Genomic DNA, 19,618 nt, shown 5'->3' on the forward strand with positions numbered 1-19,618 from the left:
GGCGCAGGCCCAACCCCATCGAATCATGAAACCGATCGAACTCTCGTTTGAATTCTTCCCGCCGAAGACGGCGGACGGCGTCGAGAAGCTGCGCGCCACGCGCGCGCAGCTGCTGCCGCTGAAGCCGAAATTCGTCTCCGTGACGTTCGGCGCCGGTGGATCGACGCAGCAGGGCACGCTCGATACCGTGCTCGACATGCAGAAGGACGGCCTCGAAGCCGCGCCGCACCTGTCGTGCATCGGCTCGTCGCGCGACAGCCTGCGCGCGATCCTCGACCAGTACCGCTCGCACGGCATCCGGCACATCGTCGCGCTGCGCGGCGACCTGCCGTCGGGGATGGGCGAGGTTGGCGAACTGCGCTATGCGTCCGAGCTCGTCAGCTTCATCCGCGCCGAGCATGGCGACTGGTTCCACATCGAGGTCGCCGGCTACCCGGAGTACCACCCGCAATCGCGCTCGCCGAAGGCCGATCTCGAGAATTTCGCGCGCAAGGTGAAAGCCGGCGCGAATTCCGCGATCACGCAGTACTTCTTCAATGCGGATGCGTATTTCCGCTTCGTCGACGATGCGCGCAAGCTCGGGGTGGACGTGCCGATCGTGCCGGGCATCATGCCGATCACGAATTTCTCGCAGCTGATGCGCTTCTCCGAGATGTGCGGCGCCGAAGTGCCGCGCTGGGTCGCGCGCCGGCTCGAGAGCTTCGGCGACGATCGCGAGTCGATCCGCGCGTTCGGCGCGGACGTCGTCACGAGCCTGTGCCAGCGCCTGATCGACGCGGGCGTGCCGGGGCTGCATTTCTACACGCTGAACGCGGCGATCGCCACGCGGACGATCTGCGAACGGCTCGCGGTGTAAGCGCCGTCACGCGGTTGCCTGTGTGAAAGCCCCGCCGGTTTGCGCCGGCGGGGCTTTTTTATCGTGAAGCGCCGCGCATGCCGCGTGGCGGAAGCCGCCGAATCAGCGCTGCGCCTGCATCAGCGGCGGGCGGCGGTCGAACCACGGCCGCGCCTGTTCGAGCTGCCGCGCGAGCTTCAGCAGCAACGCTTCGTCCGCGTGGCGCGCGGCGAACTGCACGCCGATCGGCAGCCCGCGCGCATTCCAGTACAGCGGCACCGACATCGCCGGCTGGCCGGTCAGGTTGAACAGCTCGGTGCAGCCGGCCCACGCGAACGCCTTCTCCGACGACCTCGCGAGCATTTCCTTCAGCAGCGGCTTCACCGGCAACGCGGCGACCAGCTTCATCTGCGCGGATTCGAACGGCGTCGGCTGCAGTTCGCCGATCTTCACCGGCGGCCCCGCGAGCGAGGCGCACAGGATCGCGTCGTAGCGCGACACGAGACCGGCGACCTGCACGGTGAGCTGGCGCTGCCATTCGAGTACGTCCGGCAGGCGCGTGCGCGCGAGGCGGCGGCCGACCACGGCCATCGCCCACGTCGCGGCCTCGAATTCGCCGCGCCGCGGCGTGCGCCCGGTCAGCTCGCGCGCGCCGAGCACCATTTCTTCGGCGATCGTCGCCCACAGCGTCAGGAAGGTTTCGGCCGCGCGCGCATAGTCGATCTGCAGCGTCGTCGGCTCGACGTGATGGCCGAGCGATTCGAGCAGCGCGGCCGCGTCGTCGAGCGCCGCGCGCGTGTCGTCGGCGAGCGCCGGCGCGAGCATCGGATCGATGACGAGGCCGATCCGCAACGGGCCGGGCGGCGTATCGAGCGCGCCGAGGAAGGTGCCGGGCGCGCCGGGCGGCAGCGTCTGGCCGGTCGTCACGTCGAGCAGCAGCGCGCTGTCGCGCACGCTGCGCGACACCGCATGCTGGACCACGAGTTCGCCGTTCGACGGCAGGTCGACCAGCACCGGGTTGCGGCTCGGCTTCAGGCCGAACAGCCCGCAGCACGACGCCGGAATGCGGATCGAGCCGCCGCCGTCGGACGCATGCGCGAGCGGCACGATGCCGGCCGCGACGGCCGCCGCCGCGCCGCCGCTCGAGCCGCCGGGCGTGTGGTCGAGATTCCACGGGTTGCGGCACGCGCCGAACAGTTCGGGTTCCGTATACGGCATCTGGCCGATCTCGGATGTGTTGGTCTTGCCGAACACGTTCAGACCCGCCGCGCGGCTGCGCGCGATCACCGGCGAATCGTCGGCCGGCACGAAGTAGCGGTAGTGCCGGCTGCCCATCGACAGCGGCAAGCCGGCGACCGCCGCGCCGAGATCCTTGACGAGATACGGCACGCCCGCGAACGGCGTGGCGGCGCCCGGTTCGGTCGCGCTCGCCGCACGCTGGCGCGCGGCTTCGTAGTCCTGCAGCACGATCGCGTTGATCGCGCCGTTGACCGCTTCGGCCTGGCCGATCGCGGCGTCGAGCAGTTCGCGCGGGCTGGTCTGGCGGTCGCGCACGAGCGCGGCGAGTCCGATGGCGTCATGCGCGAGATAGTCCGAGTGCATCGCGGTCACCCCCGTTGTGACTCATGGCGATGGTGCGAGCATAACGCGGGCCCGGCGTGGCGGGCCCGCGGCCGGCGTTTTTAGAGGTGCTCGGCGAGGAACGTCAGCGTGCGGCCGTGCGCGAGCGCCGCGGCACGCTGGTTGTACGACGCGCGGTCCGTGCAGTTGAAGCCGTGCTCGGCGCCCGGGTACACGTGGAACGACGCATGGCCGTGGCCGGCGAACGCGGCCTTCACCTGGTCGACCGCGGTGAGCGGAATGCCGTGGTCGTTTTCCGCGTAGTGGAACAGGATCGGCTGCGTGACCTGGCCGGCGAGGTCGAGCGCGTTCTGGATGCCGCCGCCGTAATAGGACACCGCCGCATCGAGCTTGCCGGTTGCGGCCGCGCGGTATGCGAGCTGGCCGCCGAAGCAGTAGCCGATCGCGGCGAGCTTGCCGTCCACTTCGGGGCGGGCGCGCAACGCGTCGGCCGCCGCGCCGATGTCCGCGACCGCGAGACCCACGTCGGTCTTTTTCATCAGCTCGATGCCCTTGTCGCGATCCGCGCCTTCGTAGGTCAGCTCGACGCGCGGCTGCGTGCGCCAGAACACGTCGGGCGCGAGCGCGACGAAGCCGTCGGCCGCGTACTGGTCGGCGACTGCACGGATGTGCGCGTTCACGCCGAAAATCTCCTGGATGATGATGACGGCAGGGCCCTTGCCGTGCTTGGGCAGCGCGAGATAGCCGCCGAAGCTGTCGTTACCGGTCGGGATGTCGATCCATTGGGCAGTCACGTTCTGAACTCCTGGCGTGCGGGGTGCGCAATGCGCGCCCCCAGGGTGAAAGAGGGCGGCCTAGTGTGCCACCAATCGTTCGATGCTGCAGTGCACGCGCCCGTTTCTCGCGCAGCGATCGTTTCGATCTCGATTATTCATTTTTCGGCGCCGCGCCGCTTCGATAGAGTCGATGTGTCGGCCTTTACAAAGCGCTTTCGCGCATCGTCATCGAAGGATTCGCCATGTCTGCCCGCTCGTTGTCCACCCCCTTTTCCGAACGCTTCGGCCTGCGTCTGCCGCTCGTGCAGGCGCCGATGGTCGGCGCGACCACGACCGCGATGGTCGCCGCCGCGTCGAATGCCGGTGCGCTCGGCAGCCTCGGCGCCGGCGCGCTCGCGCCCGAGCGCATCGAGGCCGAAGTCGCCGCGATCCGCGCGGCGACCGATCGCCCGTTCGCGATCAACCTGTTCGTGTTGCCCGATGAAGCCGCGCCCGATGCGGCGACCGTCGCGCGTGCGCTGGCCGCGATCGACCCGCTGAACGCGACGCTCGGCTTGCCGCCGGGCACGGCGCCCGCGCGCTATGCGCCCGATTTCCGCGCGCAGCTCGATGCGCTCGTTGCGCTGCGCGTGCCGGTCGCGAGCTTCACGTTCGGCGTGCTCGACGCGGCCGACGTCGCCCGCCTGAAAGCCGCCGGCACTTATGTGATCGGCACCGCGACGCACGTGGCCGAAGGGCTCGCGTGGCAGGCGGCCGGTGCCGACGCGCTGTCCGCGCAGGGCGCCGAGGCCGGCGGCCATCGCGGCACCTTCATCGGCTCCGCCGACGACGCGCTGATCGGCACGCTCGCGCTCGTCCCGCAACTCGTCGACGCGACGGGGCTGCCCGTGCTGGCCGCGGGCGGCATCATGGACGGCCGCGGGATCGCGGCCGCGCTCGCGCTCGGCGCGCAGGCCGCGCAGCTCGGCACCGCGTTCCTCACGTGCGCGGAAAGCGCGATCGCCGCGGACTGGAAGGCGCGTCTGCTCGCGAGCGCCGATACGTCGACGCAGGTCACGCGCGCGATCACCGGCCGTCACGCACGCGGGCTGCGCAACACGCTGATGGCGCGGCTCGGCGAGCACGTGGTCGACGCGGCACCGTATCCGGTGCAGAACGCGCTGACCCAGCCGCTGCGCCAGGCCGCCGCGCGCGCGAACGACGGCGACTATCTGTCGCTGTGGGCCGGGCAGGGCGCACCCCTCGCGCGGCGGCGCGGCGACGCGCTGACGACGTCGCAACTGGTTGCCGCGCTCGACGCCGAATGGCGCGCCTCGGCCGCCTGAACCCCGCATCGGCCGCCAGAAATCGTTCATGTCGGACGACGAAACGCGTGTGCCGTCACACGCGTTTCATTCAACGATCCCGGGCACAAAATACCGAATCGAAATACCCCGGGAATGCGTTGAAACGACCTTTCAAAAGATCGCCGGGAATTAGCGGAAACCCTTATCCGGCGGGGCTTGCGGCGATATTCGAGTCCTCCTTCCAAAGCGCGCGTATCGGTAGTGTTACCACTACCCCAAAAAAGTCCCACAAATTAATTTGATCACCTACACTTGCGCGCAAGTACGGGCGGGTGGCCGCTAAAAGCGGCTGTTTTCACGTGCTTGAGGCCAAGTGCATGAACGATGCAACCGGCGAATCGTCCAGTGATTGCAAACACGGGGATGGCAGCGGGGCACCGGGCGATGGCGTTTATTGGGACCGAACTGGAGACTTACATGAATATCAAGATGCAAAAGCTGTTGCCGATCACCGCCGCGGCGATGCTGTGTGCTGCAGCTGCAAGCAACGCGTCCGCCGATCAAGTCGTCAAGATCGGCCACGTCGCGCCCTTGACGGGCGGCATTGCACACCTGGGCAAGGACAACGAAAACGGCGCACGTCTCGCAGTCGAGGAGATCAACGCGAAGGGTCTCACGATCGGCGGCCAGAAGATCACGCTGCAACTGGACCCGCAGGATGACGCCGCCGACCCGCGGCAGGCGACGCAGGTTGCGCAGAAGCTTGTCGACGACAAGGTCGTCGCGGTGGTCGGCCACCTGAACTCGGGCACGTCGATCCCGGCCTCGAAGATCTACAGCGATGCGGGCGTCGTGCAGATCTCGCCGTCGGCGACCAACCCGGCTTACACGCAGCAGGGCTTCAAGACCACGTATCGCGTGGTCGCGACCGATGCGCAGCAGGGCCCGGCACTGGCCGACTACGCGCACTCGAAGGGCATCAAGAGCGTGGCGGTGGTCGACGATTCGACCGCGTACGGCCAGGGTCTCGCGAACGAATTCGAGAAGAAGGCGAAGGCGCTCGGCCTGAAGGTGATGTCGCATGACGCGACGAACGACAAGGCAGTCGACTTCCGCGCGATTCTGACCAAGATCAAGGGCGAGAACCCGGACGCGATCATGTACGGCGGCATGGACGCCACCGGCGGCCCGTTCGCGAAACAGGCGAAGCAGCTCGGCCTGCGCGCGAAGATTTTCGCGGGCGACGGCGTGTGCACGGAAAAGCTGGCCGACCTGGCCGGCGACGCGACCGACAACATCGTGTGCTCGGAAGCCGGTGCTTCGCTCGAGAAGATGCCGGGCGGCGCGGCGTTCAAGGCGAAGTACGAGAAGCGTTTCGGCCAGCCGATCCAGATCTACGCACCGTTCACGTATGACGCCGTGTACATCATCGCCGACGCGATGAAGCGCGCGAACTCGACGGACCCGGCGAAGATCCTCGCGGCGATGCCGGCGACGAAGTACACGGGCGTGATCGGCACGACGACCTTCGACTCGAAGGGCGACCTGCAGCACGGCGTGATCTCGCTGTACAACTACAAGAGCGGCAAGAAGTCGCTGCTCGACGAAGTGAAGATGTAACGCGACAAGCGGTCAACAGAAGGGGGGAAAGCGCGCATGCGGCAACGCATGCGCGTTTTCTTTTTGGGCCGGCGTGCGCCGCCGTGCAGTCAGATCTTCAGGTGCGACAGCACCTTCGGCGCGACGAGCGCAACGAGCGCCGCGCATAGCGCGACGACCGACAGGCCGATCGTCAGGTTCGCGGCCTGCGCGACCGCGCCGATCACGACCGGACCGAACAGCAGTCCGAAATACGCGAGCCCGGCCACGTGCGCGAGCCCTTCGGCCGCGTGGATGCCTTTCACGCGCGCGGCGGCCGCGAACAGCACGGGCATCATGTTGGCCAGCCCGAGACCCATCAGCGTGAAGCCGGTCAGCACCGCGGCCGGATACGGCAGCAGCAGCGCGCCGATCATCCCCGCGCACGCGAGCGACGCGCTCGCGAACACGAGCTGCGGCGCGCCGAAGCGGGCGCGCACGGCGTCGCCCGCGAAGCGCGCGAGGGCCATCCCGCCCGAGAACGCCGCGTACGCGGCGCTCGCGAGCGCCGGGCTCGCCGCGACGACGTCGCGCATGTAGACCGTCGCCCAGTCGTACATCGCGCCTTCGGCGATCAGCGCGATCAGTGCGATGCCGCCGAGCATCCACAATGCGGGCGAGCGCCAGCGGTTGCCGCCGCCGTGCGCCTGTTCGTGGTGCGGCACGTGCGGCAGCACGGCCGGGCTCGCGGCCACGAGCACCGCGGCGCTTACCGCCGCCGCGAGCGCGAGATGCGCGACCGGCGCCATGCCGGCCGACAGCAGCGCGCCGCCGGCCGCTGCGCCGGCCATCCCGCCGATGCTGAACATCCCGTGCAGCGACGACATGATCGGCTTGCCGAGCGCGATTTCGACCGCGCTGGCCTCGGCATTCATCGCGACGTCGAGTGTCGCCATCGAGAAGCCGAACAGCGCGAGCACCGCGAGCAGCATCCAGTAGTCGGGCACGACGAGGATCAGCGCCGCGCACGCCGACATCACGAGCCCGCCGGCCAGACACGCGGTGCGCGACCCGACGCGCGCGATCCAGCGCGCGATGGTCAGCATCGCGGCGATCGACCCGCCGGCGACCGCGAACAGCGCGATCGACAGCAGCCCGGGGCTCAGCGCGAACTTGTCGCGCACGGTCGGCACGTGCACGCCCCACGACGCGTACATCATGCCGGCGACGAAGAACAGCGCCATCGACGCCGTGCGCGCACGCTGGCGGGCCGGCAGCGACAGCACGCGGTGCGCGTCGGGCGGCGCGGCGAACGGGGACGACGATTCGGGGGAGGAGGATTCGGACACGGGAAGGCTCGTCAGGAAAATGCGCGGGCGCACGTGGCGCCCGTCGGACCTGTCCGATTCTATCGAACCGCTTACGATCCTGCCGGGCGATGGCCGTTCGGCCGATGCGCTGGAGAGCGGGTCGTCTCGCGGTGGCGCCCCGGTGACGGACTGGCCGTTCGGCCGATGCGCGGCACGCGGCGTGCGCGGGTAACATCGAAACCGATGCGCCCCTTCGACCGCAGGAGTCCCCTTGAACATCGATCCCGCCTTCGCCCTGCATCTGCTGCACCGCTGCGCGCTCGGCACGCTCGCCACCCATGCGCGCGAACCGCAGGGCTTTCCGTATCCGACCGTCGTGCCGTTTGCACCCGATGCGAGCCATCGGCCCGTGATCCTGGTGAGCGGCCTGGCCGAGCACACGCGCAATCTCGTCGCCGATCCGCGTGCGGGTTTCCTCGTCGTCGATGCCGGCGACGGCGACGTCCTGAACGCCGAGCGCGCGACGCTGTTGGGCCGGTTCGTGCCGCTCGGCGACGATCCGCACGTCACCGCGCGCTACCTGCGCTACGAACCGGACGCCGCACGCTATCTCGCGCTCGGCGATTTCGCGTTCTGGGCGCTCGAGATCGAGCGGCTGCGCTACATCGGCGGGTTCGGGCGAATGGGCTGGGTCGACGGCACGCAGCTCGATGCGCTGCCGCCGCTCGCGTTCGACGACGAGCAGGCGCTGTGGCACGCGTACGAGGCGGGCGACGCACGCCGCGACGGGCTCGACCTGCTCGGCGTCGATCGCCATGGCGCGGACTGGCGATGCGACGGCCGCCGGGTGCGCACGCCGTTCGACGCGCCGTCGGCCGACATCGGCGCGCTGCGCGACCGGCTGATCGCCTGCGCACAGGATGTGACGTGACGTCGCGGGTCAGTGATGAGTCCGTTTAGCAAACCGCGTCATGTGGTTTTCGCAAAACTGTCGTCCGACGAAAGCTTTGATTTTTTCGAATGCAGGGTAATTGCGTATGTTGATAGACCTAATAGTCAATCGCTAATGTCCTAATCTCTGTGTAGGAGCGTAAAAATTTGAGAAAAGGCCGCGGCCGGTCAAAATGACATGTGTGAATTACAATGGGTCTCGGTATTTTCATGAATCTCGCTTCTATCAAATCTTTTTTGTGCTAATCTCTGCCTTCGAAAATCCGAGGCACATATATTTCATGAATGGTGAGCTGGCTGCAGACCGGCGCCATTGGTCAGATAGAAAGGGAAACTATGTCTTCTTACAAGGACCTGCTGGCCCAGCGGGAGAAGCTGGAGAAGCAAATCGAAGAAGCGAAGTCGCGTGAATACGCTGAAGTGCTGAATGACGTGAAGCAGAAAATTGCCGACTACGGCTTTTCGCTCGCCGAACTCGGTCTCAGCCGCGCGAAGGCCGGCAAGGTCGGTCGTCCGCGCGCAGGCGTGGCGGCAAAATACCGCGATCCGGAAACGGGCGCGACGTGGTCGGGCCGTGGCAAGCCGCCGCGCTGGATCGCCGGCAAGAACCGCGAACAGTTTGCGATTTAAACGTTCGTTTAGGTTGCCCGCTCTTCAAAAGAGCCGCGTGTCCGTCGAGGAGCGCGGCTTTTTTGTTTTCCGAGCGCCGGCGGCCCGCTCGGCGCCGTCATAAAAATGTAAGAAACGTCGTGTGAATGAAAATGCGACACGTTCGTATAAGCGGTTGATTTAAATGAGAAATTTGTGGGTATTGGAAGGGCTTGCGGGGCGCTTTTGATAGAATTGCGTATCGCACACCGATGCGCACACCGATATCTCATATTTCATGTCTACGTTTTCCGGCGACGCGCAGAGCGCAGATAAGCACGCAGTTGCGCGCAAGAGCACGCTCGTCAGTATTGTCCTGAATGTCGTGCTTGCGACATTTCAGATCGTCGTCGGCGTGATTGCGCATTCGCAGGCATTGATTGCTGACGGTGTGCATTCGATTTCCGATTTGATCTCGGATTTTGTCGTGCTGGTTGCGAATCGGCATAGCGGCGCCTCGCCGGATGCCGACCACAATTACGGCCATAGCCGCTACGAGACGGTCGCGTCGCTGTTTCTCGGCGCGATCCTGATTGCAGTCGGTATCGGCATGCTCTGGCGTGCCGGCGATCGCCTCGTTAATCTCGAAAACATTCCGGCCGTGCATTTTTCCGCGCTGATCGTTGCGCTGACGGTGCTCGTGTCGAAGGAAGCGCTGTTTCGCTACATGCTGCGCGAAGCGCGGCGCGTACGCTCGGCGATGCTCGTCGCCAACGCGTGGCATGCACGTTCGGATGCCGCGTCGTCGCTCGTCGTCGCGATCGGCATCGTCGGCAGCCTGGCCGGCGTGCGGTTGCTCGACCCGATCGCGGCCGCGATCGTCGGCTTCATGGTCGCGCGCATGGGCTGGACGTTCGGCTATGACGCGTTGCAGGACCTCTCCGACCGCGCGCTCGATACGGCCGACACGGCCGAGATCCGCGCGCTGCTCGTCGCGACGCCCGGCGTGCGCGACGTGCACGACCTGCGCACGCGCAAGATGGGTGATGCCGCGCTCGTCGATGCGCACATCCTCGTCGATCCGAAGATCTCCGTCTCCGAAGGGCACTACATCGCCGAGACCGCGCGGGCGCGCGTGCTGTCCGACCCGCGCGTGCTCGATGCGCTGATCCACGTCGACCCGGAGAACGATGCGGCGCGCCGTCCGGCGCTCGCGCTGCCGCCGCGCGGCGAGCTCGCGGCGCGGCTCGAGGCCGCGCTCGCGCAGCGCGGCCTGCGCGCGGCGGCGATCAACCTGCATTACCTGAGTACGGGGCTCGAGGTCGACGTGACGCTCGACAGCGATCCGCGCGACACCGATGCGGCGCTGGCCGGCCGGCTCGACATCGAGACGCTGAAGCGCGAATTCGGCGCGCGCCGGATCGGCTTCACGCGCACGTTGCCCGCGCGGACGTGACCGGCAACCGTGAACGCGGCCCGCCGCGGGGGCGGGCCGGCGCGTTACAGCGGCAGTTGCGTGTCGAACTTGATTTCGCGCAGCACGACGCTCGTGCGCACCTGCGACACGGCCGGGATCTTGAAGATGCGCTCGTGCAGGAACACGTCGTAGGCCTTGATGTCCGGCGCGACGATCTTGAGGATGTAATCGGCTTCGCCGGTCGTGCTGTAGCATTCGGTGACTTCCGGGCAGGTCGCGATCTCGCGCTCGAACTGCTCGACGCCGCCTTCGTTGTGGCGCGTCAGGTGCACGTGCGCGAGCGCGCAGACGTGCAGGCCGAGCTTCTCGCGATCGAGCAGCGCCGTGTAGCGCTGGATCACGCCCGACTGTTCCATGTCCTTGATGCGGCGCCAGCACGGCGTGCTCGACAGGCCGACCTGGTCGGAGATTTCCTGAACGGAACGGCGCGCGTCGAGCTGCAACAGGCGAAGGATTTTTTGCGAAAAGGAATCGGAATCGAGCGTCACCTGCGCCTCCATGCGGCAGCTACAACACGCTGAATGTTAGAGGGCCGGGAAAGGAAAGGCAATCTGGCGACGCGCTGTTGAGCGAGATTCGCTAATTTGCCCGCGGATCCGTGGGATTTTGTCCCGCCCCCGCGCTTTCCGACCGATCGGTATCCGATACGGCCAGGCCCGCCAGCGCGGCCTGCTGCCGGCGCAGGTCGGCGAGCATGTTGCAGAACAGCGCGCCTTGCTCGATCGCATCGTCGAGCGCGACGTGCGTGTGCGGATGATCGTCGAACCAGTGCTTCGGAAAGCGCGGCTTGATCGCCTTGCGGTACGGCAGGCCGGTCATCGCGAACGCGAGCGTCTTGATGTCGAGCGCCGACCACGAGAACGGGCAGCGCCCGGCGAAGCGCATCATGTACCAGAACATGAACGTGAAATCGAAGCCGGCCGGCATCGCGACGAACACCGGCTTGCCAGGCAGCGCCTCGACCCATTCGACGTAGGCGACCAGCGCCGCCTCGGGCGTCTGCAGATCGCGCCGGCACGCGGCCCAGGCTTCCGGCTCGGTCTTCCACCACGCTTCCTGCACCGGGTGCGCGTGCGCGCCGGGCAGCGTCTCGAGGTTCGCCGAGAACGTCGCGATCAGCTGCTTGTCCTCGGTATAGGCGGCCGACGCGAAGCTCAGCATCGAATGCGGACCGGGAATCGGGCCGTCGGCCTCGACGTCGGTGCTGACGTAAATTTCGGGGATGGCGGTCTGGTTCATCCGAATACCTTGTCGGACACGAACGGATTCGTGCGGCGCTCGTCGCCGAACGTCGACACCGGGCCGTGGCCGGGGACGAACGTGACGTCGTCGCCGAGCGGCCACAGCTTTTCCTTGATCGAACGGACGAGGTCCTCGTGATTGCCGCGCGGGAAATCGGTCCGGCCGATCGAGCCCGCGAACAGCACGTCGCCGACGATCGCGATGCGATGCGCGCGGCTGAAGAACACGACGTGGCCCGGCGTGTGGCCCGGGCAGTGATAGACCTCGAGCGTCTCGTCGCCGAACCGCACGGTGTCGCCGTCGTTCAGCCACTGGTCGGGCTCGAAGCTGTCGGCGGCCGGGAAGCCGAAGCGCTCGCTCTGCATCGGCAGCTTCTCGATCCAGAAGCGCTCTTCTTCCTGCGGCCCTTCGATCGGCACGCCGTAGTGCGTCGCGAGCGTCTTCGCGCCCGCGCAGTGATCGATGTGCCCGTGCGTGAGCAGCACCTTCTCGACCTGCACGTTCTGCCGCGCGACTTCCTGTTCGATCCGGTCGAGATCGCCGCCCGGATCGACGACGGCCGCGCGGCCCGTCTTCTCGCAGACGAGCAGCGAGCAGTTCTGCTGGAACGGCGTGACCGGAATGAGCGTGACTTTCATGGGAGCACCGGCGGCTAAAAGGAGCGATTGTACCGGTCGCGCGTGCGGGCTGCCGGGCGCGCGATGCGTGCTGCGGCGCGCGGATGCGGGCATTCCCGGAGCATGTCGATTGTTACAGCCATAGCGAGAATCAATGGTGCGTCGGGGGTGCTTTTCGAGACAAGGTTTTGATTTATGTATAATGCGCCCCATTGCGCGTGAATTTCACGCAATTCGCTGGTGTTTCGGCCCCGTTAAATGAGGCGTCCGATTCACCGTCAAGCATCGGCCGCCGGGGAGTCCGGCGGTGTATCCAGCACCGAGCATTCGGTGCTCACGTCTTGTCCGGCCGGGTGCTGCGCGCCCGCCTGCGGCCCTGCTGCCGCGCCGCCGGATGAGGCCTGTGCCGCCGTTCCTGTGCGTTGGTCGTATCGACGCGCGCGAACGTGAAGCCATGTTCGATGGCGGCATGTGGGGTCTGGTCAGGCTGTTGGGGACAGGTTGCGCCAGACGTGAAAACTAATCAGGACGGTTGCGGCCTAGACGAACGCCGCGCCCATGCTAGCCGCCTGCTCGCCTTCGAGCGGGGCGTGCACGCATTTGCCGTCCGGGCCGCATCTCTGCGTTGTGTAGCAGCGTTGTATCGATGCGGCCCGAACCAGAAGGCGACACGTCGATGAATTTACGTTTTCCGAGCCGATTCGGAACCATTGCATTGTTTTTTGCGCTGACGGGCTGTGCGGTGCCACCCAGCCAGACCACCGGCAGCGTGAACCAGAAGAAGGCGGTCGACAAGACGGCCGCTGCCGCGAAGGCGGACGACGACAAGCAGCCCCTCAGTTTCGATTCCGCGCTGGCATCGATGCCGGCGGCCGACAGCAAGGACGCGAAGAAGTCGTCGCTGGCGGACGCCGAGCCGATCGACGGCAAGGATGTATCCGATTTCCGCCAGACCGGTCGCGCATCGTGGTACGGGCGGGACTTCCACGGCCGCCGCACCGCGAACGGCGAACGCTTCAACATGAACGCGTTTACCGCCGCGCACCGCACGCTGCCGCTGTCGTCGTACATCAAGGTGACGAACGCATCGACCGGCAAGTGGGTCGTCGTGAAGGTCAACGATCGCGGGCCGTTCAAGCGCGGTCGCGTGCTCGACCTGTCATACGCGGCGGCCAAGGTGATCGGGCTCGTGCACGCCGGCACGGGCCGCGTGAAGATCGAAGGGTTGTCGCCGCAGGAAGCACGCGAGGCCCGCGACGAAATGTTCGCGTCGATCTCGGCGAAGTAACGCGGCCAATCGTCCGCTCATGTACAAAGGGCTGCCTTCCGGCAGCCCTTTGTCGTTTCCGCGCGGCGGCGGTGCGCGTCAGCCTTCCGTGCCTTCCTTCAGCACGAGCGCACGCGCATACAGCGCGTTGCGCGATGCGCCCGTCAACGCGGCCGCGAGCTTTGCCGCGCTTTTTACCGGCACCTCTTCGAGCAGCAGCCTGAGCAGCGCGTCGTGCGCGGCGTCGTCGGCTTCGCCGCTTGCCGCCGGCGCACCTTCGACGACCAGCACGAACTCGCCGCGCTGCCGGTTCGCGTCGCCGGCGAGCCAGCCCTGTCCTTCGGCCAGGGTGCCCTGGAACAACTGCTCGTGTAGCTTGGTGAGTTCGCGCGCGATCAGCAGCCGGCGCGCGGGGCCGAACGCGTCGGCGAGCGCGGCGACGGTTTCGGCGATCCGGTGCGGCGCTTCGTAGAACACCAGCGCGTACGGGTGCGACACCAGCGCCTGCAGCGCGCTCGCGCGCTGTTTCGCCTTCGGCGGCAGGAAGCCCGCGAACGTGAACGCGCCGGCCCAGTCGCCGGCCACGCTGAGCGCGGTCACGGCCGCGCTCGCGCCAGGCAGCGGAACCACCGCGAAGCCGGCCGCGCGCACGGCGTCGACGAGCCGCGCGCCGGGGTCCGAGATGCCGGGCGTGCCGGCGTCCGACACGTAGGCCACGCGTTCGCCGCCGCGCAGCAGCTCGATCACGCGCTGCGCGGCTTCGCGTTCGTTGTGCTCATGCACGGCGACGAGCGGTTTCGAGATCCCGTAGCGGGCGAGCAGCTGGCCCGTGTTGCGGGTGTCTTCGGCCGCGATGCGGTCGGCGAGGCCGAGCACGTGCAGCGCGCGCAGCGTGATGTCGGCCGTATTGCCGATCGGCGTGGCGACCACGTAGAGCGTGGCGTCCGGGTAGTGCTGCGTATGCGCGAGTTCGAGGAGGGCAGTCATGGCAGGCAATGCACGCAATCGCGGCACGAGCGGAACAAGGACGGCATTGTGCCACGCGGCGCCGGCGCGGCCGGAGGGCGCGCGCGGTCGGCCGCGTTCGGGCGACAACTTTTCCGGCGCGGCGCGATCCAAACCGGTCGGCGCCGCGTTCGAGCAGCGCGCGCGGCAGTTTCTCGAGCGTCACGGTCTGGGGTTCGTCGCCGCGAACGTGACGATGCGCGGCGGCGAGCTCGATCTCGTGATGCGCGAGCCCGACGGCATGCTCGTGTTCGTCGAGGTGCGCGCGCGGCGCAGCACCCGGCATGGCGGCGCGGCCGCGAGCGTCGGCTGGCGCAAGCGGCGGCGTCTGGTCGCGGCCGCGTTGCAGTTCTGGTCGCGGCACGGCGCCGGTGCCGCGTGCCGTTTCGACGTCGTCGCGTTCGAGGCCGGCCGGCTTGCGTGGCTGCGCGACGCATTTCGTACCGACGACGCGTAGGGCGAGCTGTGACGAGATGTAAAGAGTTCTTGCCGGACCCCCGGAGAGGGCGCCGGAGTACGGTAAACTCGCCGCACCCACGATGTCGCGCGAGTGGTGCCACGCGCCCAGTTCACCAGGAATCGATGTCAGTCGAACGTATTCAGCAACAATTCCGCGACAGCGCCGCGCTTCATGCCGAAGCGGCCGACGCGCTGTCGCTGCCGATCGCAGCCGCGGTCGATGCGATGTTCGCCGCGCTGGCGAACGGCAACAAGATCGTCGCGTGCGGTGACGGCCCGTCGGCCGCCGCCGCGCAGTACCTCGCCGCGTCGCTCGTCGGCGGTTTCGAGCGCGAGCGTCCGGGCCTGCCCGCGATCGCGCTGGCCACCGACGCGTCGCAGGCCGGCCTCGCCGGCGCGGCCGCCGCCGAGCAGTTGTTCGCGCAGCAGGTGCGCGTGCTGGGCCAGACGGGCGACATCCTGCTGGTGCTCGATGCGGGCGGCGCATCGCCGCGCGTGCTTGCGGCGATCGATGAGGCGCACGAGCGCGAGATGACCGTCGTCGCATTGACGGGCGGCAACGACCACACGGTCGCGGCCGCGCTGTCCGACACCGATATTCCGATCAGCGTGCCCGCCGTTCGCGCGGCGCGCATCCACGAAGTCCATCTGCTGACCATCCACAGCCTGTGCGACGGCATCGACGCGATGCTGCTGGGTGAGGATTGAACGAAGGAGAGCCGTCGATGAATCAAAGCCGCGTCAAACAGACGCTCGTCAGAACCACGCTGCTTGCTGCGCTGACGGCGGGCCTCGCCGTGTCGCTGCAGGGCTGTGTGCTCGGGGTCGTGGGGGCCGCGGCCGGCGGCGGCGCGCTGATCGCGACCGATCGCCGCACGCTCGGCGCGCAGACGGAGGATCGCGAGATCCAGGTCAAGTCGCTCACGCAGATCAACAACGGGCTGCCGGACCAGTCGCACGTGAACGTGACGGTGTTCAACCGCCGCGTGCTGCTGACGGGCGAAGTGCCGAACGATGCGTCGAAGCAGCGCGCCGAGGAAATCGTGCGCGGCATCAACAACGTGAACGGCATCGTCAACGAGCTGTCGGTCGAGCCGGCGTCGTCGCTGTCGTCGCGCGCGAACGACTCGTACCTCGAAGGCCGCGTGAAGTCGGAGCTGATTGCGACGAAGGGCATCTCGGCGAACTACTACAAGGTCGTCAGCGAACGCGGCAATCTTTACCTGATGGGCCTCGTGACGGTGGACGAAGGCAATCGCGGCGCGGAAGCCGCGAGCCAGGTGCCGGGCGTCGAGAAGGTCGTGAAGGTGTTCCAGTACGTGAAGCCGCAGGACGCGCAGGCGCTGCAGGACGCGTCGCCCGCGAGCGGCGCCTCCGGCGCGCAGGCGGCTGCCGCACCGGCGGACAACGCGACGGTCGGCGCGGTGCCCGACGCGTCGGTGCAGTCCACGCCGCTGCAGCCGCCCGCGCCGATCTCGAATTCGTCGAGCGTGCATCCGGGCAATCCAAAGGCGAAGGCGCAATGACGGGCATGCAGATCAAATCGATGAAACGCCGGATGGTGCAGGGCGCCGCGGCCGCGGCGCTCGTGGCCGGCACGCTGGGCGCCGCGCATGCGGACGTCGGCGACGGCCTGAAGGTTGCGCGCAGCAACGCGTGCATGGGCTGCCATGCGGTGGACCGCAAGCTCGTCGGCCCGTCGTTCAAGGATATCGCCGCGCGTTACAAGTCCGATCCGCAGGCCGTCGCGAAGCTGTCGAAGAAGGTGAAGGACGGCGGCTCCGGTGTGTGGGGCGCGATTCCGATGCCCGCGCATCCGCGCATGAGCGACGCCGACGTCCGGTCGGTGGTCGAATGGGTGCTGGCTGGCGCGCCGTCAAAGTAACGCGTCGGGGGTGACGTAACCCCTATTGCCAAGCGCGGAAATGCGTGTGTATGATGATTGACTGTTGGGGCGGTAGCTCAGCTGGGAGAGCGTCGCGTTCGCAATGCGAAGGTCGGGAGTTCGATCCTCCTCCGCTCCACCAATAGAATCAAGGGCTTAGCCGATGGCTAGGCCCTTTTTCTTTGGTAGATTCGATTTATTGCGCCAATTTTGCGCCACTTGGGCTGTCGAAGCCTTAGACGCAACACTTGAGGAGCAGTGAATGGCATCTATCACCCGTCGAGGCGATCTTCAGTGGCAGGCCCGCGTTCGCCGCAAGGGCTATCCGGTACAGATCAAGACGTTCAACACGCGAGCTGAAGCAGAGGCTTGGGCTCGACTGATCGAGTCGGAGATCGATCGCGGCGTCTTCGTCAGCCGGGCCGAAGCGGAATCGACCACGCTCGCGGAAGCGCTCGATCGATACGATCGCGAAATCGCCGCCTCCAAGAAGGGCTACGTGCAGGAAGCGTCTCTGCTGCGCATTTGGAAGAGCACGGTCATCGCGTCCAGACCAATGGCTTCGGTGCGAAGCGCGGACATTGCCAAACTGAGGGACGATTGGTTGAAACAGACCAATCCTCCGTTGAAGCCAGCCAGTGTGGTGCGGCGCCTCGCAGTTCTCTCCCATGTCTTCAGCATCGCCAGGAAGGAATGGGGGATGGAAAGTTTGCTCAATCCCCTCGAGCTGGTGCGCAAGCCACCGGCTAACAATGCACGTACCCACGCGAGCGCGAGGCGCGGCATCGCTCCATACGGAAGGGGCTGGACCACCGGTCCGTTGCCTTCATCGAGGAGCCCAGCCTGCACGCTAAGCCAGACAGAACCGGATTGCCGCACAAACTCCCGTCCCAATACCTTGGCGCGCGGAAGACCGACTTGGCAAAAGACGGCATGCGTGAAGGCCATATCGTCGCCACTGGGTGGTTCCGACTCAATTGATAGGCCGAACTTGATAAGCCGCTCTTCCCGCGACGTCGTCGTTGCGTGAGCCGGGACTAAAGCGATTTGACCGTAGGTAACGGGCTCATTGCTAAGGCGCTCTTCCAGCGCATCGTGGGCTACCTGGAGGCTCTTCATGCCGCACCTCCAAGGCTACGTTCGAATCCCTGCCTCTTGGCGTCGCCCTCGATCCATCCAGAAAAGTACGAAAACGGGTCGAGATTCGGTGGGCACGGAGTCATCGGACGACCCGCTTCGCCGGCGTCAAATCCGGCTTGCCATGCCAACGGGTCGATTCGAACCTTTAGGCTCATCGCGCACCCCCTACCAACCCGGACGAGTGGGCGGATTGGGGAGCGCTCGTCTGCGCTTGCAGTTTCGCTACCTGCTGGACCTTCGTCGGCCGGCCTCGGCGGGGGCGCCGATTGGCGGGGTTGGACGGGTCATCAGCACATTGCCGATCGATAAACGCAGCAACGTCAAGCAGGCGGAAAGCGCGCTTCCGGCCGACCTTGAACGACGGGACAGGGTATGTGCCGGCGCTCAGCCGGTTACGGATGGTCTGGGGTGCCTCGCTGGTGATCTCTGCTACCTGTGCGACGGACAGGGCGGGTGGATACAGGGAGGATACCTGATCGGGCAGTTTGCGGCCGGCTCCGGCAAGAAAGCCGGTGAGTTCTATACGCCGCAGCCCATTTCTAGCATCCTCTCGGCCATCGTTACGCTGGACGGGCAGGAGCCGGCCACCGGCCAGCGCAAACATATGGACAGTGTGCTGGACTTCGCCTGCGGCTCGGGGTCGTTGTTGCTCAATGTGCGCCACCGTATGGGGCCGCACGGTATCGGCAAGATTTACGGGCAGGAGAAGAACATCACCACCTACAACCTCGCGCGCATGAACATGCTGCTGCACGGGGTGAAGGATTCCGAGTTCGATATCTTCCACGGCGACACTTTGCTCAACGAGTGGGACATGCTGCGCGAGACTAACCCGGCCAAGATGCCGAAGTTTGATGCCGTGATCGCCAATCCGCCGTTCAGCTATCGCTGGGAGCCGACTGAAGCGCTGAGTGAGGACGTGCGTTTCAAGAACCACGGCCTGGCGCCGAAATCGGCCGCGGACTTTGCCTTTTTGCTGCACGGCGTCCACTTCTTGAAGGAGGACGGCGTGATGGGCATCATCCTGCCGCACGGCGTGTTGTTCCGTGGCGGCGCAGAGGCGCGCATCCGTACCAAGCTGCTCAAGGACGGCCACATCGACACGGTGATCGGGCTGCCGCCCAACCTGTTCTTCTCCACCGGTATTCCGGTGTGCATTCTGGTGCTAAAGAAGTGTAAGAAGCCGAACGACGTGCTGTTCATCAACGCGGCCGAACACTTCGAGAAGGGCAAGCGGCAGAACCGGCTGCTAGCCGAGCACATCGACAAGATTATCGACACCTACCGGTTCCGTAAGGAGGAGGCACGTTACTCGCGGCGGGTGAGCATGGAGGAGATCGAGAAGAAAAATGATTTCAATCTGAATATCTCGCGCTATGTGAGCACAGCGGTGGTTGAGGAGGAGATCGAGCTTGCGGCGGTGCATGCCGAACTGGTTTCACTGGATGAGAAAATCAGGATAGCCACCGAGCGGCACAATGAATTCCTCGCGGAGGGGCCTGTCAGGAATTTTGTGTTTAAGGCATAACATGCTCCCAAGGAGAATTTATGCCTCGCAAACCGAAAGCCCAGCCGGCGGCTCTGCCGGCGATTCCGGCCGAGTTGCTTGAGCAGTTCGGCA

18 protein-coding genes, 1 tRNA gene and 2 pseudogenes are annotated in these 19,618 nt (G+C 66.5%); 14 read left to right on the top strand and 7 right to left on the bottom strand.

From position 1 onward, the window contains the following. Window positions 1-25: 25 nt before the first annotated feature. The gene (gene metF / locus H0X95_RS11040) at window positions 26-856 is read left to right on the top strand and encodes a methylenetetrahydrofolate reductase [NAD(P)H] (RefSeq protein WP_058901980.1); all 831 of its coding nucleotides are present in this window, start codon (window positions 26-28) and stop codon (window positions 854-856) included. Window positions 857-958: 102 nt separating this feature from the next. Here metF and H0X95_RS11045 read toward each other — a convergent pair whose 3' ends face one another. Together H0X95_RS11045 and H0X95_RS11050 are read right to left on the bottom strand one after the other, a co-directional pair. Beyond that, window positions 959-2,437 carry an amidase gene (locus H0X95_RS11045; protein ID WP_059721148.1) on the bottom strand — a complete coding sequence of 493 codons (1,479 nt, stop codon included), beginning with the start codon at window positions 2,435-2,437 and terminating at the stop codon, window positions 959-961. An 80-nt stretch (window positions 2,438-2,517) separates the two neighbouring features. Beyond that, complete coding sequence (locus tag H0X95_RS11050) at window positions 2,518-3,210, bottom strand: dienelactone hydrolase family protein (protein WP_059721082.1); 693 nt, start codon at window positions 3,208-3,210, stop codon at window positions 2,518-2,520. Window positions 3,211-3,434: 224 nt separating this feature from the next. Here H0X95_RS11050 and H0X95_RS11055 point away from each other — a divergent pair, with 224 nt between their 5' ends. Both H0X95_RS11055 and H0X95_RS11060 read left to right on the top strand, forming a co-directional pair. Then, the gene (locus H0X95_RS11055) at window positions 3,435-4,517 is read left to right on the top strand and encodes an NAD(P)H-dependent flavin oxidoreductase (protein WP_059721081.1); all 1,083 of its coding nucleotides are present in this window, start codon (window positions 3,435-3,437) and stop codon (window positions 4,515-4,517) included. Between the two features lie 438 nt (window positions 4,518-4,955). After that, the gene (locus H0X95_RS11060) at window positions 4,956-6,098 is read left to right on the top strand and encodes a branched-chain amino acid ABC transporter substrate-binding protein (protein ID WP_006491874.1); all 1,143 of its coding nucleotides are present in this window, start codon (window positions 4,956-4,958) and stop codon (window positions 6,096-6,098) included. Between the two features lie 89 nt (window positions 6,099-6,187). On the opposite strand, the gene H0X95_RS11065 is transcribed toward H0X95_RS11060, so the two are convergent. Then, window positions 6,188-7,405, bottom strand: coding sequence for an MFS transporter (locus tag H0X95_RS11065; protein ID WP_012492273.1), 1,218 nt, complete (start codon window positions 7,403-7,405; stop codon window positions 6,188-6,190). Between the two features lie 232 nt (window positions 7,406-7,637). On the opposite strand from H0X95_RS11065, the gene H0X95_RS11070 reads away from it, so the two are divergent. The 3 genes from H0X95_RS11070 (at window position 7,638) to H0X95_RS11080 (ending at window position 10,361) form a co-directional block, all read left to right on the top strand. Then, window positions 7,638-8,297 carry a HugZ family pyridoxamine 5'-phosphate oxidase gene (locus H0X95_RS11070; protein WP_006485629.1) on the top strand — a complete coding sequence of 220 codons (660 nt, stop codon included), beginning with the start codon at window positions 7,638-7,640 and terminating at the stop codon, window positions 8,295-8,297. A 356-nt stretch (window positions 8,298-8,653) separates the two neighbouring features. Continuing rightward, the gene (locus H0X95_RS11075; RefSeq protein WP_006491875.1) at window positions 8,654-8,947 is read left to right on the top strand and encodes an H-NS histone family protein; all 294 of its coding nucleotides are present in this window, start codon (window positions 8,654-8,656) and stop codon (window positions 8,945-8,947) included. Window positions 8,948-9,203: 256 nt separating this feature from the next. Next, entirely contained in the window at window positions 9,204-10,361 is a 1,158-nt protein-coding gene (locus H0X95_RS11080) for a cation diffusion facilitator family transporter (RefSeq protein ID WP_059721080.1), read from the top strand. 44 nt (window positions 10,362-10,405) lie between these two features. Here H0X95_RS11080 and H0X95_RS11085 read toward each other — a convergent pair whose 3' ends face one another. The 3 genes from H0X95_RS11085 to H0X95_RS11095 form a co-directional block, all read right to left on the bottom strand. Next, entirely contained in the window at window positions 10,406-10,882 is a 477-nt protein-coding gene (locus H0X95_RS11085) for an Lrp/AsnC family transcriptional regulator (RefSeq protein WP_196446046.1), read from the bottom strand. Window positions 10,883-10,961: 79 nt separating this feature from the next. After that, window positions 10,962-11,621: an exonuclease gene (locus tag H0X95_RS11090; protein ID WP_006483674.1), complete on the bottom strand. Its 660-nt coding sequence runs from the start codon at window positions 11,619-11,621 to the stop codon at window positions 10,962-10,964. Further along, window positions 11,618-12,262 carry an MBL fold metallo-hydrolase gene (locus tag H0X95_RS11095; RefSeq protein ID WP_006483678.1) on the bottom strand — a complete coding sequence of 215 codons (645 nt, stop codon included), beginning with the start codon at window positions 12,260-12,262 and terminating at the stop codon, window positions 11,618-11,620. Before H0X95_RS11095 ends, H0X95_RS11090 begins: the two co-directional genes overlap by 4 nt. Before the next feature lie 655 nt (window positions 12,263-12,917). Here H0X95_RS11095 and H0X95_RS11100 point away from each other — a divergent pair. Next, on the top strand, window positions 12,918-13,529 hold the full coding sequence (locus H0X95_RS11100) for a septal ring lytic transglycosylase RlpA family protein (protein WP_006483675.1): 612 nt from the start codon (window positions 12,918-12,920) through the stop codon (window positions 13,527-13,529). Window positions 13,530-13,607: 78 nt separating this feature from the next. On the opposite strand, the gene rsmI is transcribed toward H0X95_RS11100, so the two are convergent. After that, a complete protein-coding gene (gene rsmI / locus H0X95_RS11105; protein WP_006483673.1) occupies window positions 13,608-14,495 on the bottom strand; it encodes a 16S rRNA (cytidine(1402)-2'-O)-methyltransferase in 888 nt (295 codons plus the stop codon). 46 nt (window positions 14,496-14,541) lie between these two features. Here rsmI and H0X95_RS11110 point away from each other — a divergent pair, with 46 nt between their 5' ends. The 7 genes and pseudogenes from H0X95_RS11110 to H0X95_RS11140 form a co-directional block, all read left to right on the top strand. Beyond that, the gene (locus H0X95_RS11110) at window positions 14,542-14,970 is read left to right on the top strand and encodes a YraN family protein (RefSeq protein ID WP_012492275.1); all 429 of its coding nucleotides are present in this window, start codon (window positions 14,542-14,544) and stop codon (window positions 14,968-14,970) included. A gap of 125 nt (window positions 14,971-15,095) precedes the next feature. Continuing rightward, entirely contained in the window at window positions 15,096-15,680 is a 585-nt protein-coding gene (locus H0X95_RS11115) for an SIS domain-containing protein (protein WP_006497445.1), read from the top strand. Between the two features lie 17 nt (window positions 15,681-15,697). After that, window positions 15,698-16,498 (top strand): BON domain-containing protein, encoded by an 801-nt coding sequence (locus tag H0X95_RS11120; protein ID WP_006483342.1) that lies wholly within the window; start codon window positions 15,698-15,700, stop codon window positions 16,496-16,498. Then, window positions 16,495-16,857 (top strand): c-type cytochrome, encoded by a 363-nt coding sequence (locus tag H0X95_RS11125; RefSeq protein WP_006497443.1) that lies wholly within the window; start codon window positions 16,495-16,497, stop codon window positions 16,855-16,857. The genes H0X95_RS11120 and H0X95_RS11125 overlap by 4 nt, the downstream gene beginning before the upstream one ends. A gap of 66 nt (window positions 16,858-16,923) precedes the next feature. Next, window positions 16,924-16,999 (top strand) — tRNA-Ala (locus H0X95_RS11130). 120 nt (window positions 17,000-17,119) lie between these two features. Beyond that, window positions 17,120-17,620 (top strand): annotated as a pseudogene (locus H0X95_RS11135) (site-specific integrase); the annotation flags it as partial. A 732-nt stretch (window positions 17,621-18,352) separates the two neighbouring features. Then, window positions 18,353-19,525, top strand: a pseudogene (locus tag H0X95_RS11140) (type I restriction-modification system subunit M); the annotation flags it as partial. Window positions 19,526-19,618: the final 93 nt, after the last annotated feature.

The sequence above is a fragment of the Burkholderia sp. 9779_493 genome, assembly GCF_015712215.1.
In the GTDB taxonomy this organism is placed as follows: domain Bacteria; phylum Pseudomonadota; class Gammaproteobacteria; order Burkholderiales; family Burkholderiaceae; genus Burkholderia; species Burkholderia cenocepacia.

Bases quoted from the DNA above. Each gene is read 5' to 3' on its own strand.
- metF (WP_058901980.1), top strand. From the start codon at position 26: ATGAAACCGATCGAACTCTCGTTTGAATTCTTCCCGCCGAAGACGGCG.
- H0X95_RS11045 (WP_059721148.1), bottom strand. From the start codon at position 2,437: ATGCACTCGGACTATCTCGCGCATGACGCCATCGGACTCGCCGCGCTC.
- H0X95_RS11055 (WP_059721081.1), top strand. From the start codon at position 3,435: ATGTCTGCCCGCTCGTTGTCCACCCCCTTTTCCGAACGCTTCGGCCTG.
- H0X95_RS11060 (WP_006491874.1), top strand. From the start codon at position 4,956: ATGAATATCAAGATGCAAAAGCTGTTGCCGATCACCGCCGCGGCGATG.
- H0X95_RS11075 (WP_006491875.1), top strand. From the start codon at position 8,654: ATGTCTTCTTACAAGGACCTGCTGGCCCAGCGGGAGAAGCTGGAGAAG.
- H0X95_RS11080 (WP_059721080.1), top strand. From the start codon at position 9,204: ATGTCTACGTTTTCCGGCGACGCGCAGAGCGCAGATAAGCACGCAGTT.
- H0X95_RS11085 (WP_196446046.1), bottom strand. From the start codon at position 10,882: ATGGAGGCGCAGGTGACGCTCGATTCCGATTCCTTTTCGCAAAAAATC.
- H0X95_RS11090 (WP_006483674.1), bottom strand. From the start codon at position 11,621: ATGAACCAGACCGCCATCCCCGAAATTTACGTCAGCACCGACGTCGAG.
- H0X95_RS11095 (WP_006483678.1), bottom strand. From the start codon at position 12,262: ATGAAAGTCACGCTCATTCCGGTCACGCCGTTCCAGCAGAACTGCTCG.
- H0X95_RS11100 (WP_006483675.1), top strand. From the start codon at position 12,918: ATGAATTTACGTTTTCCGAGCCGATTCGGAACCATTGCATTGTTTTTT.
- rsmI (WP_006483673.1), bottom strand. From the start codon at position 14,495: ATGACTGCCCTCCTCGAACTCGCGCATACGCAGCACTACCCGGACGCC.
- H0X95_RS11115 (WP_006497445.1), top strand. From the start codon at position 15,096: ATGTCAGTCGAACGTATTCAGCAACAATTCCGCGACAGCGCCGCGCTT.
- H0X95_RS11120 (WP_006483342.1), top strand. From the start codon at position 15,698: ATGAATCAAAGCCGCGTCAAACAGACGCTCGTCAGAACCACGCTGCTT.
- H0X95_RS11125 (WP_006497443.1), top strand. From the start codon at position 16,495: ATGACGGGCATGCAGATCAAATCGATGAAACGCCGGATGGTGCAGGGC.